Genomic DNA, 15,575 nt, shown 5'->3' on the forward strand with positions numbered 1-15,575 from the left:
CTGTCTGCTAACTGGTAAAGCCTTACTACCCCTTGATATGGCTCGTTGGGGTTGGCGTAAAGCTCGATCGCGCGATCTCGAATTTTCTCAACTAATTTGCGCTTTGTTTCCCCTGTCACCGCTTGAATAGTATTATCAAAACCCGTTAAATTATTCCACTCCCCCGGAACCACAAAATCTAGGGATTTGAGCATCATCACAGTAATCCCAGAAGACGGCAAATTGTCAACCAATTCCACAATTGATTTGCTCACGACAAACTCCTAAATAACCATACTTGATAGTGTTCTTCCAAATACTCCATCTTCGGCAAATCAGATTCCAGATTCCAGATGAATTCCCCAGCACTAAGTACGTAAGCGCACATAAATATTATACGACGGGAGCCTCTTTTGCCTTACTCTTATCTTTTCTCTGTTCTCTAACTCTGCGTTCTCTGCGCCCTCTGCGGTTAATTAACAAAAGTCTTTTTCACCAAACATTTGCATTTCACTCGCCAGCACAAAGTTAAGTTTCATTATATCGCTATACTCAAAATTCTCGCAATGTGTTAAAATAGATGGCGCAAAATAGAAAAACATAAAATATGACGGTTGCAGTTAACAAAACTCCCGGATTAGCCTCGCGTTTAGTAAATGGCGTACTCTCCATCAAACCTTTGGCTAATCTAGCCAAGCACCAAGCGCGGGAAATGATGATGAAAAGAGCCGCCAAAATCGGAGTGCATTGGCAACAAGAAGTCCAAGCACTTTTAGCTAGGAATTGGGATGCAGAATTGCTCAGCGTCCAAAATCCAGATCTTGTTTACCCAAAATATTATCTAACTTCATTCCACGCTTATGAAAAAGGTAATCTGAGTTGGGAATCTGCTACAGAATTTGAAGTAGCAGCCCGTACAGTTCACGCCGGAATTTGGCCGGAAGCAGGTGCAGAAGGCGATGCAAAACTCCGCGCCAGCTATCACGAGGTCATCAAATCTCAGATTGCTTCTTCACCGCAGGATATTGTTGATTTAGGATGCAGTGTGGGAATGAGTACCTTTGCTCTTGGGGATGTTTACCCGGAAGCGAAGATGACTGGGGTGGAATTGTCGCCTTATTTTTTAGCAGTTGCTAAATACCGTTCCCAACAGCGAGAATCTGAATTTTTAAATCAAAAGTCTCCGACTTGGGTTCACGCTGCTGCTGAATCTACTGGTTTGCCTGCGGCTGCTTTTGATTTAGTTTCTATTTGTCTAGTTTGTCACGAATTGCCACAGAAAGCTACTAGAGAAGTGTTCCGGGAAGCGAGGCGTTTGCTACGTGTTGGCGGACACTTGACAATTATGGATATGAATCCTCAGTCGGAAATTTATGCCAAAATGCCTCCTTATATTTTGACTTTGCTCAAGAGTACGGAGCCTTATTTGGATCAGTATTTTGGGTTGGATATTGAGCAAGCTTTAGTTGATTCTGGTTTTGCCCAGCCCACAATCACTTGCAATACAGTCCGACACCGCACTATTGTTGCTGAGGCAATCTAGCGCTTTTCAGTATAGTGCACTACAGATATCGGGTAGGACACGGCACTGCCGTGTCTAAAGCTGTCTTTATTTAATTCGATTAAAAACTGCTATAAATAGTAAAGTTGCATCGATATTATTCAGTTCTTGGGGTGGTGCGTGAGTGTAAATAGTCTAATCTGTGGATTTTAAAATTTCTGCGATCGCGCCCCCTACTGATAAATAATTCCCATGTAACCGGATTTGATATTAGACCGACGTAGGAACTATTAACAGCGCCATTTGTTACTGATTTTGATCGAACCCTAACTAAAGGACATCATCATGAACTTGACAGCCCCCTCTCAAAAGGTCATTGATTGTTTGCAGGTTATCTTGGATGCCACGGCAGCGAAAAATTACGAGCTTTTTACAACAGTGGGCGATGCAGGCTACAAAGCGAGCATTACACAAAAAATGTTTGACGATGTTAGCGAGCAACTCGCTTCCCGCCTGGAAAAGGGATACTCAATTAATTATTTTGGTGAGCTAAAACAAGGTAATTGTCAGATTTATTTGTGGAAGCTGAGTTTTGAAGATGGTGGAGATGAATTTGTGGTACACATGACGATGAATGGAGACAAAGTTGCTGGGATTTTCATCGAATAACATATCTTGCTTGACACGGCTTTTCAATGAATCTAACGCCGATCGCCCACAACCGTTAACCGAAACCGATCGGGCGGCACAAAGGTGATTCCCCGGCGCGCCGGACGAATTGGCCGATCGAGATTCGATACAAACTCACGGGAAGATAGCACCGTTGCTAAAACCAGCTTCATTTCAAACATCGATAACGCCATCCCGATGCAGCTTCGACTCCCGCCTCCAAATGGTAAAAATTCAGAGGCGGAAAACTTGCGATCTAAAAAGCGATCGGGGTTGAATTGAGCGGGATTTTCGTAGGTTTCAGGGCGACGGTGGGCCAAATAGACACAGGGGATTAAAATCGTTCCCGGTTGATATGTATAGCCTTCGAGTTCGATCGTCCGTTTCACCTTGCGCGGCTGCGAAATTAAGGCAATTGGATAAACGCGCAGCGCTTCCTTGCAGACTGCTGTTAAGTAGGGCGACTGCGAAAGCGCGATCGGATCGGGATTCTCGCCCAATTCATCCAATTCCTTCCGCAACCTAGCAAGGCATTCGGGAAACTGATGCAGCCAGTAAAAGGCCCAAGTCAATGCCGATCCAGTCGTTTCATGTCCCAATAACAACAGCGTCATCAACTGATCGCGCAATTCTCGATCGCCGATGGATTCGCCGGTGTCGTCGCGGGCCATCATCAACACCGACAGAATATCCGTGCGTGACGAATCGAGAGAATGCGATCGCCTCTCGGCAATTTCCGCATAAATCAGCGAGTCAATCTGCGCCATCTGCTCCAAAAACTGCCCCCACGGACTCCAAGGCCCCAAATTTTGCTGCAACGGTTCAAAGAAAAATTGCATGGAGTAAAGCTCAGAGGTGATCGCCTCTAAAAGCTTGCTGAGCAATTGTTTCAGCCGTTCGTAGCGCTCTCCCGGCACTAATCCAAACACGACTTGCAAGATTACTTGCAGCGAAATATCTGACATTTCTTCGCGGACTGCGATCGCATCTGGGGCCTTCCAGTCGATCGTCTGCTTTTTCGTCAAATCAACAATCAAATGCCCTTGACTGTGCAACTGTTCCCGATGCAGCGCGGGCATTAATAGCTGTCGCTGTCGCAGGTGCCGCGGCCCTTCATTCATAATTAGGGATTCATTTCCCACCAGCGGGCGAAATACGTTGGTCACTTTGCCAAACTCAAAGGCATCGGCTAAGGTCGTAAACACCGCCTGAATCGCTTCTGGACGGCCCAGAAACACCACGGGGGGCGAAGCGGGCCCCAACACGCGGGCGGTAAATGTATCGCCGTATTTGGCCCAGGAGCGATCGAAAAATGCGATCGGGTCAGCTACCAGCGAAAGCGTTTGGAACAAAGCAGGAGAACGAGATCCGGTAGGCAGCGTCATTGAAAAACTGGCGATACACAATATTTCTAGTTTATATCGATCGACCTGGCACCCTGAAATTTATCTGCGATCGATTGCCAAGGCAAGTAGCAAAAATAGGAATGCTATCGGGATCGATCGCAGATTGTACGGCTAGCTTCCCAACCTAACATGACTGTTTTACGCTCTACTCCCCAGCCATAGCCACCCAGTTCTCCAGATTCTCGAATGACTCGGTGACATGGAATTAGATAGCCGATAGGATTGTTACCGATCGCATTTCCTACAGCTCTAGCAGCAGTTGGGCGTGCTACCATTTGAGCTATCGTCTGATAGGTGGCGATCGCACCAAATGGCAATTGCAAAAGTGCTCGCCAAACTTGAATCTGAAAGTTAGTGCCTTTTACCAAGAGCGTTAGTGGTTTTTGCTCGCTGAGAGTTTCTGAATTGAAAATCAGGTCACACAATGATTGAGTGGTTGGCTCATCACGAATGATTTCAGCATTTTTCCAGGTCAATCGCAGTCTTTGTGCGGCGGTTTGTTCCTCTGTTGTCTCCAAGAAATAAAGATTACAAATACCGCGGGCAGTTGTCGCGATTACAGATGTGCCAAAAGGGGTATCGTGAATACCATAACGAATTTGCAAACCTGCTCCGCCTGCTTTGAACTCCCCTGGTGACATTGCTTCTAAGTTCACAAATAAATCGTGCAATCGTCCGGGACTCGATAGCCTCACGTCCAATGTTAGGTCTAGAAGGCTTTTAGTCTGAGTGATTTTTGATTTGGCATATTCAACTGTCAGATATTGCAAAAACCGCTTGGGGCTAATGCCGGCCCATTGAGTAAATAGTCGCTGAAAATGATATTCACTAAGTCCTATGTGCTCGGCCACAGTTGCCAGATTGGGCTGGTTTAGGTGGTGTTGTCGCATAAAGGCGATCGCCCGAGCAATCCGGTGATAATCTTCGCTAGCATAGACACTCGCATTCTGCATCGAAATCATCTAGTCTAAGTCAAGGGAATTTTGATGTTTCCTTACTTTAGCTATAGAGTAGGCTCAAAGCCACCCGTTTCTTGCGGTGAATTCAGTCAGTCGATTTTAGATTTTAGATTTTAGATTTTAGATTGAAGAGATTGAAGAAAGCGACCTCATTGCTAAACCGGGGGCTGGCGATGAGGATTCAAAGCTTTTTTCTCACTCCCCGGAGGCATCGGGGGGTTGTAACCAAATTGCTTTCTGCCAGGTGATTAACCGAACTTTCGCTCTCACCCACCGCGCAACTGCGTCACCAAGTGAACTAATTCAGGTAAAATTAGCTTTTCCACAGCTAGTTTCACGCCATTGCTAGAGCCCGGAAGAGAAAAGACTAACTTGCCTTGATAAACGCCTGCAACGGCGCGAGAGGCGATCGCCCTCGAACCAATTTCTTGATAGCTCAAAAACCGAAATATTTCACCAAATCCTGGTAAAATCCTGTCTAGCAAACTCTCCATCACATCATAAGTCGTATCTCGGGGAGCGATGCCCGTGCCGCCGTTAAAAATGATTGCATCCACATCTTCACGCTGGGAAAAAGCCTGCATTTGCAATACAATTTTGGCCGCATCATCTTTAACAACAGTGTAAGCTACCACCGAGTGACCCGCATCTTTTAGCAGCTTCTTAGTTAACAAGCCACTATTGTCGGTTTCAGCGGAGCGCGTGTCGCTAACAGTAATGATAGCGCAGTTTACGGTTATTTTAGATAAGTCGGGGTGAGGAATTTGCGTCATAGTTTCTTCTTCTAAGCAATCGGCAACCGGCAACCGGCGATCGGCTAATTACCAATTACCAATTACCAATTACCAACTACCCATTATGCCTTGCTAAATCCTAAACCGTTTGCTTCCGAGTAGCGTTCCATGAAACGGATAAATCGATCCCATTCGGCGGAACTTTTCATGATATAAAGAGCTTCCAAACCCGCAGGCTGACCGTTGATGAACTTAGCCTTAACCTCGCGAGTGAGGAGTTCGCCTTCGTCGTCGATCAGGTACATTCCAGTAATGTCTTCGGTACTGGTGCTGCTGAGAGCTTTGGGATTTTCAAAGAGAAACGTGGCAGTGCCTTGCTCTCCGCTTTTAGAACGGGTTAGGCGCACTTCGGGCACAACATCTTCGTCTATACCCCGAGAAAATTGAATTTTAGCCATAATCTGACACTCGAACCTTAAGGATTGCTTAATTTCTTAATGTTTAATCATAAAACGATTCGGGTACTCGCAAATCAAGACTTGGGAGAGTGGGAGTGGGTGAGAGTGGGTAAGAGGGAGGCAATCGGTGACAAGGGCGAGAGGATATGGGTTGGTTCTTTGTAGCCCAAGTTATCCTCTCCCTTGTCTCCTAATTCCCTCAGACGATGTAGGGAGAGTTAATGGGCTCGGTTCGGTTTGTGGCTACCAGAGTTTGGTAGATGAGGGCGGATATCTCGCCACGGGTAATGTCGTGGGCGGGAGAAAACTTTTCGCGCGCGGGATAGTTGACCACGATTTTGCGCTCTGTGGCGGTTGCTATCTCGTCGGTGGCAAAACTGGGAATCTGAGCTCGATCGACATAAACGCTCAAAGAATTGGGGTTGCCGCCACCCAACTGCAAGCCGTTTACCAAAGATACGATCGCCTGAACTCTAGTCAAATTCTGCTCCGGGCGAAACGTGCTGTCTGGATATCCAGCCAAAAAGCCAGCTCGATTAGCTTGGTCGATCGCTCCCTTGGCCCAAAAATCCGCCGCCACATCCTTAAAAACTGCTGCCTCACGGCGTGGCACCAATTCAAATGCCTTCGCCAGCATAGCTGCATACTGAGCTCTGGTTACAATCTCGTAAGGTTGAAAAGTGCCGTTGGGAAAGCCGCTAACAATATTCATCTTTGCCAAGCGATCGATAAAATCCTTAGCCCAATGCGTGCTGATGTCGCTAAACTGTAGCTTGCCAGGAATCGGAGTTGGCGTCACATTGCCCAAATCAAATAAACCTTTCACCCGCGAAGAATTGAGCTGATTTCCCACCGCAGAAATCTTAACCTCAGTCGCGTTTTGCAAGTCTAATTCACCGTTATTCTGAAAAATATTGCCGCCCAAATCTTGAGCAGTACCAATATCTGGCAGCGACTTCCCCACCGCAGTCAAACCGTCTTCGGTATTTTTTTCAATGCGATTCTTGCGTAACATCGGCTGAGATTCCCCCGCTAAAACGATACCGGATCGATTTTCCAAAATTTGGTTATCAACAATCAAAGGAGCCGACTGAGCTTGCAGAGAAATCCCGAAACCCGTCTTTTGAAAAATATTGCGCCGTATTGCTCCTTTAGCAGTTCCCGCCACAATCACCCCAGCGGATGAGTTTTCCACAAATATGTTGTCTAGAATCGCAGGATTAGCAGTGCCCGCGGCAAAAACGCCTTCGCCCTTACAAAGTGTGAAAGTGCAGTTAGCCACAGTCGGAGAAGTTGACTCAATCCAGACACCCGTGCCGCGACTATCGAGATTAGTAACAGTTACTCCGCGCAATTCCGAAGTAGTTGCTAGCAGTATCGTGATATTTTGTTCCGCAGCGGTGGGACTGACAAATTTGCCGCTGCCTTGAATCAGAATGCCTCTACCTTTGTTAGCTTCATTGCCAATAACTTTTACTCCAGAGGGAATTTCCAAGGGGAATTTTTCGCCACTAGCAGCGCTGTAAATTCCCGGTGCTAACTCAATAGTGCTTCCCGATGCAGCGCGGGCGATCGCGCGGGCTATAGTTTTGAATGGGGCCGATTGGGTGCCCGCTGCGGCATCACTGCCTGTTTGCGGGTTGACGTAAAGTGTTGCCATGTTTTTGTTAAAGAGATAATTGGCGATCGAGCTTTTGTGCAATTTTCATTGTCTGCGAACTTGACCCCGGATCTATATTCACCTGTGATTGCGGAGATTATTTAATTGCCCGATATCCGCAACATCACTCATCAGGAGTCGCAACCGCAAGGGGATTTCACTACAAATCGCTAAACTATTAATTCTTGGGTCAGAAACCGGGTTTCTTGCCTCCGGTTTAACCTAAAAGTCAAGATTTTTCGTCAATAAAGTTGATTTTTTCTCGTTCTCAGTTCGGGGATGGTATGGCATTTTTTTCTGGGTGTGAGCCGTTCTAACTCCAGTTTATTTTACAATACAAGACGCCTCCAAAACCACTAGAGCTTCATTCTGAAAAACAGCACAGCTTGTGATTGCTGAAGCTAAGGCGGGAATTTGCCCTTGTTCGAGAGAAAGCCTCGCCTCCGGTGTTGAATCAAATTGATTTAGCCAGCCATCATCCTTTATATACTGAAGAGTCAAAGCATTGCGATCGAGCATCCAAAAATCAACTCCATAGCTATTAATGAAACTTTGCAATACAGCTCTATCGGGAGTGTATTGAGCGCGAATCAAATCGTTAAGTCGCTGTCTATATTTGCTGTAGTAGCCTTTCTGATACGGCACTGCATATTCTTTTGCCACCAAAACCGAACGCTGACTAAATATTGGCAAATAGTCACTCTCTGCAGCGATCGAAGCAATCAAGATATCTTTAGGTTGTTGCTCAAAAAATTTGTACAAACCCGGCATTTTACCTTCGACATACCCGACTGTGGGAAATTTTTCTACTAAGCAGGGATAAAGAACAACTGCGATAGCGATTGTCGCTGTCGTAATTAGTGCCACTAAATTTTTTAAATTAAATTTTGTTGCGGTTTTTGATGCCCAATAACCGACTCCATCGATAATGAAGGTTAGGCTGATCGCACTTATCAAAACAACAATAAATCGCAAGCCGTAGGCCGTATAGCGACCTGGTTGATACAACTTAAAAATGGTAGCGTGAGCCGCAAAAAACATCGCCAAGGATGCTAAAAATAGCTGAAGTAAAAGCCAGATTTTGCTTTGAATCTGATTGGCTAAGGGAAAAGCCGATCGTAAAAACAGCAGCAGCGGAAATAACAATCCGACACAGTGAGTTACAGGCGTAAACAGCGACTTGGGAAACATCCCGCTACCCCGCCCTGTTAACCAATAATCTTTAGGGTTTGGACGAAAAAAAGCATTTCTGCCGTTGGGGACAAATTCGGCCATTTGCTTCGCTTCTGCTGCGGTATAAGTTGGGCCAAATTCAGAGTTGTCTAAGGCGTAGGGCAGCATTACTAAAAAAATAACTCCCAAACCTGTAGTGCAAAATAGGTAATTTGTTCGATCGCCCGACAAGCACAAACCGCCGTTTTTCCAGCATAGCAGGCGCAAAACTAAAATTCCAGCAGCAACCAAGGCGTAAGGAGGATAGAATAGTCCGATCAGCGCGATCGCTCCCAAACAAGGCAGCAAGGAACTGCGCGACAAATAATATAAAAAAGCAAGGAATATCGGATATATAAAAGCTCTTGGCGTTGTAGAAGCCAAATCATCAGTTATCCACATATGCTGATTTAACAGCAAAGATGCAATAAATCCCGTCATCGGCACTGGCAGCATTTCTAGGCACAGGCCAAAACAGTAATAAGTGGAGATTAAGCCTAGAAATAGCGGCAATATTTTGTGAAATAATAGCGGGTGAATGCCAATTGTTGCGGCTAGTTTGTAGAGCGTGCTGTATCCTGCGGGGGCGACAGATTGAAAGTAATTAGCAATGAAATCGTTGGGGAATAATTCAGGATCGACAAACCGCATCATCCAGAAAACGTGCTGCCTCGCATCGTCTTGCACCATATACTCGGCGCTAAAGGCTTGCTTGAGTCCTAAAACATCATAAAGTGCAGCAAATGTCAAGCTCAAAGTCAACCAAAATATTGTGTGCGATCGGGATTTGCGATCGACTGTAGCAGTTAGAAATTTGTGCAACCGAGCTATTAATACCATTAGAGATTTGAGATTCGAGATTAAAGAATCGGGAATGACTGATTCTCAAACCTACGATTATATCATACCCCGTCAATCACCCCTAATAAAAACCGCTTTACTTCCAACTTCGCCCGATTTTAGATCGTTTTCCAGGCCGCACACCCGCAATTTTAAGGCGAATCCGATACAGACTTGTATTAGCCGTAATATAAAGCATTTTGCGATCGCTTTCTCCCCAAGCCAAATTAGTCGCCGTCTCAGGTACAGAAATCCTCCCCAAAAGCTTGCCATCCGGCGATACAATCCACACTCCCCCCGGCCCGGTGCTGTAAACATTCCCCTCTAAATCAACTTTTAAACCGTCGGGAACTCCGCCTTTAGTGGCGGCATCTTTTAACTCTGCAAAAAGCCGCTGGTTGGTAACAGTTCCGTCCGGTTTTACATCAAAAACAGCAATGTATCCCGCTTCCGAATTGTTAACATAAAGCTTTTGCTCGTCTGGTGAAAAGGCAATGCCATTCGGCAGCACTAAATCCTTAACCAGCAGAGCTAATTGCCCGTCGGGTGCCAGCCTGTAAACACCGTAAAAACCCAATTCTTCCTGGTCTTTACTAACACCGTAGGACGGATCGGTAAAATAAATGCTGCCGTCGGATTTAACAACCAAATCGTTCGGACTGTTGAGCCTTTTTCCCTCGTATCTATCCGCCAATGTGATAACTTTGCCGTCTTTTTCAGTGCGCGATACGCGGCGATTTTCGTGTTCGGCAGTAAGCAAGCGGTTTTCTTTGTCTAAAGTATTCCCGTTGGCTTTTCCCGAAGGGCGGCGAAATACCTCAACTTGCTGGTTTGAGGTAAATTTATAGATAATATTGGCGGGAATATCGCTAAACAGCAAAAAGCCGTCTGGATGCCAAATTGGGCCTTCTATAAATTGGAAATCCCCAGCTAGTTTTTCTAATTTTGCGCTGTCATCTAGAATATTTTGCAGGGTGTTTTTTTCCTCCCTGTTTTTCGTACGGGCGGTCAATATTGTAGATTTTGATGTTAATTTATTGGGCGAGTTGCTGTCAGGGAAAAGTTTTAAAAAAAGATTTTGGGAAAGCGTGTTGCTGAATGCTACAGTCAAAACTATAAACAAAAGGCTGATTGTAGCAATTTTGGCTGTCATGTTTGCCTTGTTAATTGCATGGATTGAGAGCGGTAGTGCAATCGATCGTACCGCATCTATCTTGGATTTATATTAAAAATACAAAACTGTGGCTAGTTTAAACAGAGCGTCGCGCGGATAACATAGTATAGCAATGTCATTTCAATTAGCGATCGCCACCTGCTGACATTCCTGAAGTTGACACGCCGGAGCATGGATTAAAATCACAAATAATATCTAGCTATATGCTTTCTACCTTAGATATCAAACTATTAGGCGGATTCTGCCTTTCCTGTGCAGACAAGCCCGTTGTCGGTGTCACCGCAGAGCGCCCGCAAGCTTTGTTGGCTTACCTGGTACTGCACCGCGATATCCCCCAAACCCGTCAGCGGCTTGCCTTTCAATTCTGGGCCGATTCAACGGAGGCCCAAGCTCGCACCAACTTGCGCCGGGAACTGCATCACCTGCGTCACGGACTCCCCGATGCCGATCGCTACCTGCTGGCGGATGCCAAAACCCTGCAATGGAATCCCCATGCACCTTTCCTGCTGGATGTGGCTGAGTTTGAACGGGCATTCGCGGCAGCAGAAGCAGCGGAACGAGCCACAGATGTTAACGGTGCCAGAACAGCCTGGGAGCAAGCGATCGCGCTTTACGGCGGTGATTTGCTGCCGAGTTGTGAGGATGAGTGGATTTTTCCAGAACGCGAACACCTGCGACAGAAATTGCTCCATGCTCTCGAATCTCTGACTCGCCTGTCGGAAGCTCAGGGTGATTATCGGGCTGCAATCCGCTCTGCACAGCGCTTACTGGAGATCGATCCGTTGCACGAAACCAGCTACGCAGCTTTGATGCGATCGCACCATTTGAACGGCGATCGCGCCAATGCACTCCAAGTCTACCACCGCTGCATGACTTTGCTGCGCGAGGAACTAGGAGTTGACCCTAGTGCGATCGTTCGCAAGCTCTACGAGCAACTGTTGCTGGAAGACGAAGCGCCCGACATTCAACCCTCGTCTCACTCCGCCGGGCCGCCCCAAACGAATTTGTTTCCCTCGCCTTTGGCTTTGTCGCCTTTAGTGGGGCGCGATCGCGAATGGGCATCGATTCAGCAGTGGGCAAAGCCGATACTGCTTGGGAACTGCGGCGCGAACGCTAACGCTGAGGCATCGCCAGTGCTCTTGCTCGCGGGCGAACCCGGAATCGGCAAAACTCGCTTGCTCGAAGAGCTGCGAGCCACGGCACAGGCGGTTCAAGTGCTGTGGGGACGCGGATTTGCAGCCGAGATGGTGCGACCCTACGGTATTTGGATTGATACTTTGCGATCGATCGTTATTCCCCCCGCCCTCAACATTCCGCCGGAGCTAGGTTTTTTGCTCCCAGAGCTCGCTCAACCTGGGAAAGCTCCGCCCGATCGCAGTCATCTGTTTGATGCGGTGGTACAATTGCTGGCTCAATCTGCCAGTGAGGCTGCGTTAATCGTCATTCTTGATGACATTCAGTGGATCGATGAAGCCTCATCGGCATTGCTGCACTACGCCATCCGCTTGCTGAGTCATAAACCGATTTTATTCGCCTGCACCGGGCGTTCCAGGGAACTAGAGGAGAATGCGGGTATCTCGCGGGTGGTGCAGGCACTCAGACGAGAGCGACGGCTGCTAACGCTGGAATTGCATCCTTTCGACCGACAACAAACGGCTGAATTGATTCGCAGACAGCAAGCGGTTAATCCGTTAGAGCTCTCTCCAGAAGCGGTCGATCGCGTATTTATCGATAGTGGGGGCAATCCCCTGTTTGCGCTGGAAGTTGCCCGCGCATTGTCCCAGGATCGGTCTACTCATGCTGATAATTTAGAGGCTTTGATCCGCGATCGCCTCCACCAATTGGATGACACGGCTCGCGAATTTTTGCCTTGGGCCGCTGCATTGGGGCGGAGCTTTAAACCGACAGCGGTGGCTCATGTGGCAGACTATCCGCTGCCGAAATTGCTGATGGCGATCGAACAGCTCGAACAACAAACCATTATCCGTCCCAGCGCCTCTCTCGGTGACGAAATGGGCTATGACTTTGCTCACGATATAGTGCGTCAGGCTGTCTACCGGCAGTTGTCACAACCGCGCCGCCATTTGATCCATTTGCAAATTGCTCATAAGTTGCATCAACTCTCCACACCAGACAACGCCTGGGCTGGCGATATTGCCCGTCACGCGGCCATCGGGGGCGATCGAGAATTAGCAGCGTCTAGCGCCTTGTCAGCCGCCGAACGCTGCCTGAAATTGTTTGCCTACACGGAGGCGTCCGACCTAGCTCAGCTTGGGATTGAGCAGTGTCAGGGACTTGACGATCGCACTCGCATTCAACTGCATTTAAAATTGCTGCGGGTGAGCGCGATCGCAGGCGTTACGGGCGATCGAGTTTCTCAACTCGACAGCGAGGTGCACCGCTTAATCGATGAAGCAAATGCTCTCGGTTTAGAAGAAGCAGAAGCCACGGGACTTGAGGCATTGGTGATCCTGCATTTCGATCGCAGCAACTTCGCTAACGTTCACCAACACTCGCTGCGGGCAGCAGAGGTAAGTCGGGCATCCAGTCCAGCTACTGCCGTGCGATTGCTGGTATATAGCGGGTCTTGCTTGGCTGAAATTGGACGGGAAATGACGCGGGCAGAAGCTTTGTTGCTGGAGGCACAGTCCCTGGCGGCGAGAGTTGGCGCTCAAAACATCGGAATTGCCCAAGGGTTGGGGGCTGTAGGGCGCCATCACGGGAACTATGCCCAAGCGCGAATTTTGTTGCAACAGGCGTGGCGATTGGCTGCGGCCCAGCAGGATCGCTGGTGCGAGTGTTATAACCTCAGCTATTTGGCGATGACGGAACTGGAAGCGGGCGATCCGGCGGCGGCCTTGCCTTATTGTCAGGAAATGGCGATCGTCGCAGCCAAAATTAAAGGCGAAGGCAGTGAAGGTGCGATCGCCCAGGCACTTTTAGCTTTAGCAAACTATCAGCTTCAGCAAATTGGAGCGGATGCTGCTTTGGAGCGGGCGATCGCGACTTTGCAGCAGGTGGATGCCAAACGGATGCTGTCTTACGTACTGATTGGGGCGGCTCAAGTGGATTTAGAGCGCGATCGGCCTCTTTTGGCAACAGCCCGCGCCGAAGCTGCTTTAGAAGCTGCTCAGACTGTCGATCATCCCAGCGAGATTGCTCTGGCTTGGGCGATTTTGATTGAGGGTGCTTTAGCTTTGGGCGATCGAGAACGGGCGACTGCGCGGTTTGAATCGCTGCGAGATCGCATTGATCGCGCTGCGCTGAGTTTCCGCGCCCGCACTGCTGTCGATCGGGCGATCGAACAGATTAGTCATTAGTTATTAGTCATTAGTTGTAGCTAACTGCAATTAGGGATGGTGTTCATCACAGGGAACTTTACTTTACTTCATATCGCCGATGTAATTTTTTAAACTCTTCCGCTTGTTTGATAATTGCTTCATATTCTCCTTTTTTGCTAAATTATGCAAAACCTTTAGTATTACTGTAATTATTGGGTAGACCGCTATGTTTAAAATGAATCGCCGTCAATTTCTATTAAGTAGCGCTTTAACGTTTGGTGCGGTAATAGCCCATGCTCAAGTTAAAGCCCAAAACTCCCGAACTCCAGGAGCATTAGAGAAAGGACTATCCTCTAAGAAAGTGATCGTTGTTGGAGCGGGATTGTCTGGTTTGGTTGCCGCTTACGAGTTAGCAGCAGTAGGTCATACAGTAACGGTTTTAGAAGCCCGTGAGCGAGTAGGAGGGAGAGTTTTGACCTTGCGAGGCAATTTTAGTGATAATCATTTTGTAGAAGCAGGAGCAGCAAGAATTCCATCCGATCACAATTTAACACTTGGCTATGCTCAACATTTTGGTTTGACTCTCAAGCGTTTTTTACCACCAGATGGGCTTTACATTTCCGTGAAAAATGGGCAACGTCTTCTGATTCCTGCTGATGATTTAGCTAAAATTATACCGGGAGGAGACATATCAAAAGTTGTTAAAATTGCTCAAGGTTCAGATCGATTGCCCCAAGCCTTTGCTACCGCTCTAGTTGATAAAATTCATCTCGGATCTGCGGTTACTCGCATTGAACAAACTTCTTCAGGGGTTCAAGTCTTGTGCCAATCAGGACAGCAATACACTGGAGACTGCGTAGTATGTACTGTTCCCTTGACAGTCTTGGGACAGATAAATTTTCAGCCTCCACTATCACCTCAAAAACAGCTTGCTATCGCTGGGGGTTATAACTATCGCGCAGCGACACGAATGTTTGTTGAATTCTCCGAAAGATTCTGGGAAAAAGCAGGATTGAATGGTTGGGGGTTGTTTGACGATCGTCCTGAAGAACTGTGGCAACCCAGTTGGGATTTTCCTGGAAAAACAGGTATTTTGGAAGCTTATCTGAAAGGGGAAAATGCCCTTGCTATGGATGCCCTCGCCCCAGAACAACAATTGCCTCAATTACTACAGCGATGGGAAAAGATTCTCCCTGGTGTAAGTGCTTATCAGGGCAAGATGACCAGTTATTCTTGGGCTAAAGACCCTTGGTCGAGGTCAGGTTGGGCATACCCGACTGAAGACCAAGAAAAAAGGTTGTTTGATGAACTTGGAAAGTCGGAAGGTAAAGTCTATTTTGCTGGAGAACACACTTCTACTACGAGGGGATGGATGCAGGGCGCATTAGCATCTGGATTGAGGACTGCGAAAGAGATCCATCAGGCAAGAAGTTAATTTTCTGATATTTTTGTGCGATCGCACTATCATTTACAGATTGGCTGAGAATGCGAGCGTAGAACAGACTTTACCCACGTTTATGCTGGGGGGTGACAACTCGCTCACTTTGTCCACTGCGAGGCGCTGAAAAAATTCGGGTGACAGTGAGGAAAATCATCAATCGCTACAATTAGTCATGAGTCATTAGTTAAGTAGGTGGACAGGAAAAAAATAAACTATGTAACGCTAAGTCTTGAGCTAGCTAGACTTAAACTTGAAACGCTT

At 47.4% G+C, this 15,575-nt stretch carries 11 protein-coding genes and 1 pseudogene; 4 read left to right on the forward strand and 8 right to left on the reverse strand.

Translation table 11 applies throughout. The features are described from left to right. Nucleotides 1-254 (reverse strand): annotated as a pseudogene (locus tag QUA45_RS14820) (hypothetical protein); the annotation flags it as partial. Nucleotides 255-586: 332 nt separating this feature from the next. Here QUA45_RS14820 and QUA45_RS14825 point away from each other — a divergent pair. Next, nucleotides 587-1,522 carry a class I SAM-dependent methyltransferase gene (locus QUA45_RS14825; protein WP_333221306.1) on the forward strand — a complete coding sequence of 312 codons (936 nt, stop codon included), beginning with the start codon at nt 587-589 and terminating at the stop codon, nt 1,520-1,522. Nucleotides 1,523-1,825: 303 nt separating this feature from the next. After that, nucleotides 1,826-2,149, forward strand: a complete 324-nt coding sequence (locus QUA45_RS14830) for a hypothetical protein (protein WP_333099580.1) — start codon at nt 1,826-1,828, stop codon at nt 2,147-2,149. Nucleotides 2,150-2,181: 32 nt separating this feature from the next. Here QUA45_RS14830 and QUA45_RS14835 read toward each other — a convergent pair whose 3' ends face one another. The 7 genes from QUA45_RS14835 to QUA45_RS14865 form a co-directional block, all read right to left on the reverse strand. Then, complete coding sequence (locus QUA45_RS14835; RefSeq protein ID WP_333221308.1) at nt 2,182-3,534, reverse strand: cytochrome P450; 1,353 nt, start codon at nt 3,532-3,534, stop codon at nt 2,182-2,184. A gap of 104 nt (nt 3,535-3,638) precedes the next feature. Next, nucleotides 3,639-4,508, reverse strand: a complete 870-nt coding sequence (locus tag QUA45_RS14840) for a methylated-DNA--[protein]-cysteine S-methyltransferase (protein WP_333221310.1) — start codon at nt 4,506-4,508, stop codon at nt 3,639-3,641. A 272-nt stretch (nt 4,509-4,780) separates the two neighbouring features. Next, nucleotides 4,781-5,287 carry a MogA/MoaB family molybdenum cofactor biosynthesis protein gene (locus QUA45_RS14845; protein WP_006632696.1) on the reverse strand — a complete coding sequence of 169 codons (507 nt, stop codon included), beginning with the start codon at nt 5,285-5,287 and terminating at the stop codon, nt 4,781-4,783. A gap of 83 nt (nt 5,288-5,370) precedes the next feature. Further along, on the reverse strand, nt 5,371-5,706 hold the full coding sequence (gene psb28, locus QUA45_RS14850) for a photosystem II reaction center protein Psb28 (RefSeq protein WP_333075282.1): 336 nt from the start codon (nt 5,704-5,706) through the stop codon (nt 5,371-5,373). Nucleotides 5,707-5,905: 199 nt separating this feature from the next. Beyond that, nucleotides 5,906-7,366 (reverse strand): DUF1565 domain-containing protein, encoded by a 1,461-nt coding sequence (locus tag QUA45_RS14855; RefSeq protein ID WP_333099575.1) that lies wholly within the window; start codon nt 7,364-7,366, stop codon nt 5,906-5,908. A 324-nt stretch (nt 7,367-7,690) separates the two neighbouring features. Then, entirely contained in the window at nt 7,691-9,418 is a 1,728-nt protein-coding gene (locus QUA45_RS14860; RefSeq protein ID WP_333221312.1) for a hypothetical protein, read from the reverse strand. A gap of 97 nt (nt 9,419-9,515) precedes the next feature. Then, entirely contained in the window at nt 9,516-10,571 is a 1,056-nt protein-coding gene (locus QUA45_RS14865; RefSeq protein ID WP_333099573.1) for an SMP-30/gluconolactonase/LRE family protein, read from the reverse strand. Nucleotides 10,572-10,795: 224 nt separating this feature from the next. Between QUA45_RS14865 and QUA45_RS14870 the strand changes: the two genes are divergently transcribed. Together QUA45_RS14870 and QUA45_RS14875 are read left to right on the forward strand one after the other, a co-directional pair. Next, nucleotides 10,796-13,912, forward strand: coding sequence for a BTAD domain-containing putative transcriptional regulator (locus QUA45_RS14870; protein WP_333221314.1), 3,117 nt, complete (start codon nt 10,796-10,798; stop codon nt 13,910-13,912). A 187-nt stretch (nt 13,913-14,099) separates the two neighbouring features. After that, complete coding sequence (locus QUA45_RS14875; RefSeq protein ID WP_333099569.1) at nt 14,100-15,308, forward strand: flavin monoamine oxidase family protein; 1,209 nt, start codon at nt 14,100-14,102, stop codon at nt 15,306-15,308. Nucleotides 15,309-15,575: the final 267 nt, after the last annotated feature.

This window comes from Microcoleus sp. Pol12A5 (assembly GCF_036701435.1).
In the GTDB taxonomy this organism is placed as follows: domain Bacteria; phylum Cyanobacteriota; class Cyanobacteriia; order Cyanobacteriales; family Microcoleaceae; genus Microcoleus.

What these genes read in the sequence shown, in the direction of transcription:
- QUA45_RS14840 (WP_333221310.1), bottom strand. Translation starts at nt 4,508, where the DNA reads ATGCAGAATGCGAGTGTCTATGCTAGCGAAGATTATCACCGGATTGCT.
- QUA45_RS14845 (WP_006632696.1), bottom strand. Translation starts at nt 5,287, where the DNA reads ATGACGCAAATTCCTCACCCCGACTTATCTAAAATAACCGTAAACTGC.
- QUA45_RS14835 (WP_333221308.1), bottom strand. Translation starts at nt 3,534, where the DNA reads ATGACGCTGCCTACCGGATCTCGTTCTCCTGCTTTGTTCCAAACGCTT.
- QUA45_RS14855 (WP_333099575.1), bottom strand. Translation starts at nt 7,366, where the DNA reads ATGGCAACACTTTACGTCAACCCGCAAACAGGCAGTGATGCCGCAGCG.
- QUA45_RS14825 (WP_333221306.1), top strand. Translation starts at nt 587, where the DNA reads ATGACGGTTGCAGTTAACAAAACTCCCGGATTAGCCTCGCGTTTAGTA.
- QUA45_RS14860 (WP_333221312.1), bottom strand. Translation starts at nt 9,418, where the DNA reads ATGGTATTAATAGCTCGGTTGCACAAATTTCTAACTGCTACAGTCGAT.
- psb28 (WP_333075282.1), bottom strand. Translation starts at nt 5,706, where the DNA reads ATGGCTAAAATTCAATTTTCTCGGGGTATAGACGAAGATGTTGTGCCC.
- QUA45_RS14875 (WP_333099569.1), top strand. Translation starts at nt 14,100, where the DNA reads ATGTTTAAAATGAATCGCCGTCAATTTCTATTAAGTAGCGCTTTAACG.
- QUA45_RS14865 (WP_333099573.1), bottom strand. Translation starts at nt 10,571, where the DNA reads ATGACAGCCAAAATTGCTACAATCAGCCTTTTGTTTATAGTTTTGACT.
- QUA45_RS14830 (WP_333099580.1), top strand. Translation starts at nt 1,826, where the DNA reads ATGAACTTGACAGCCCCCTCTCAAAAGGTCATTGATTGTTTGCAGGTT.
- QUA45_RS14870 (WP_333221314.1), top strand. Translation starts at nt 10,796, where the DNA reads ATGCTTTCTACCTTAGATATCAAACTATTAGGCGGATTCTGCCTTTCC.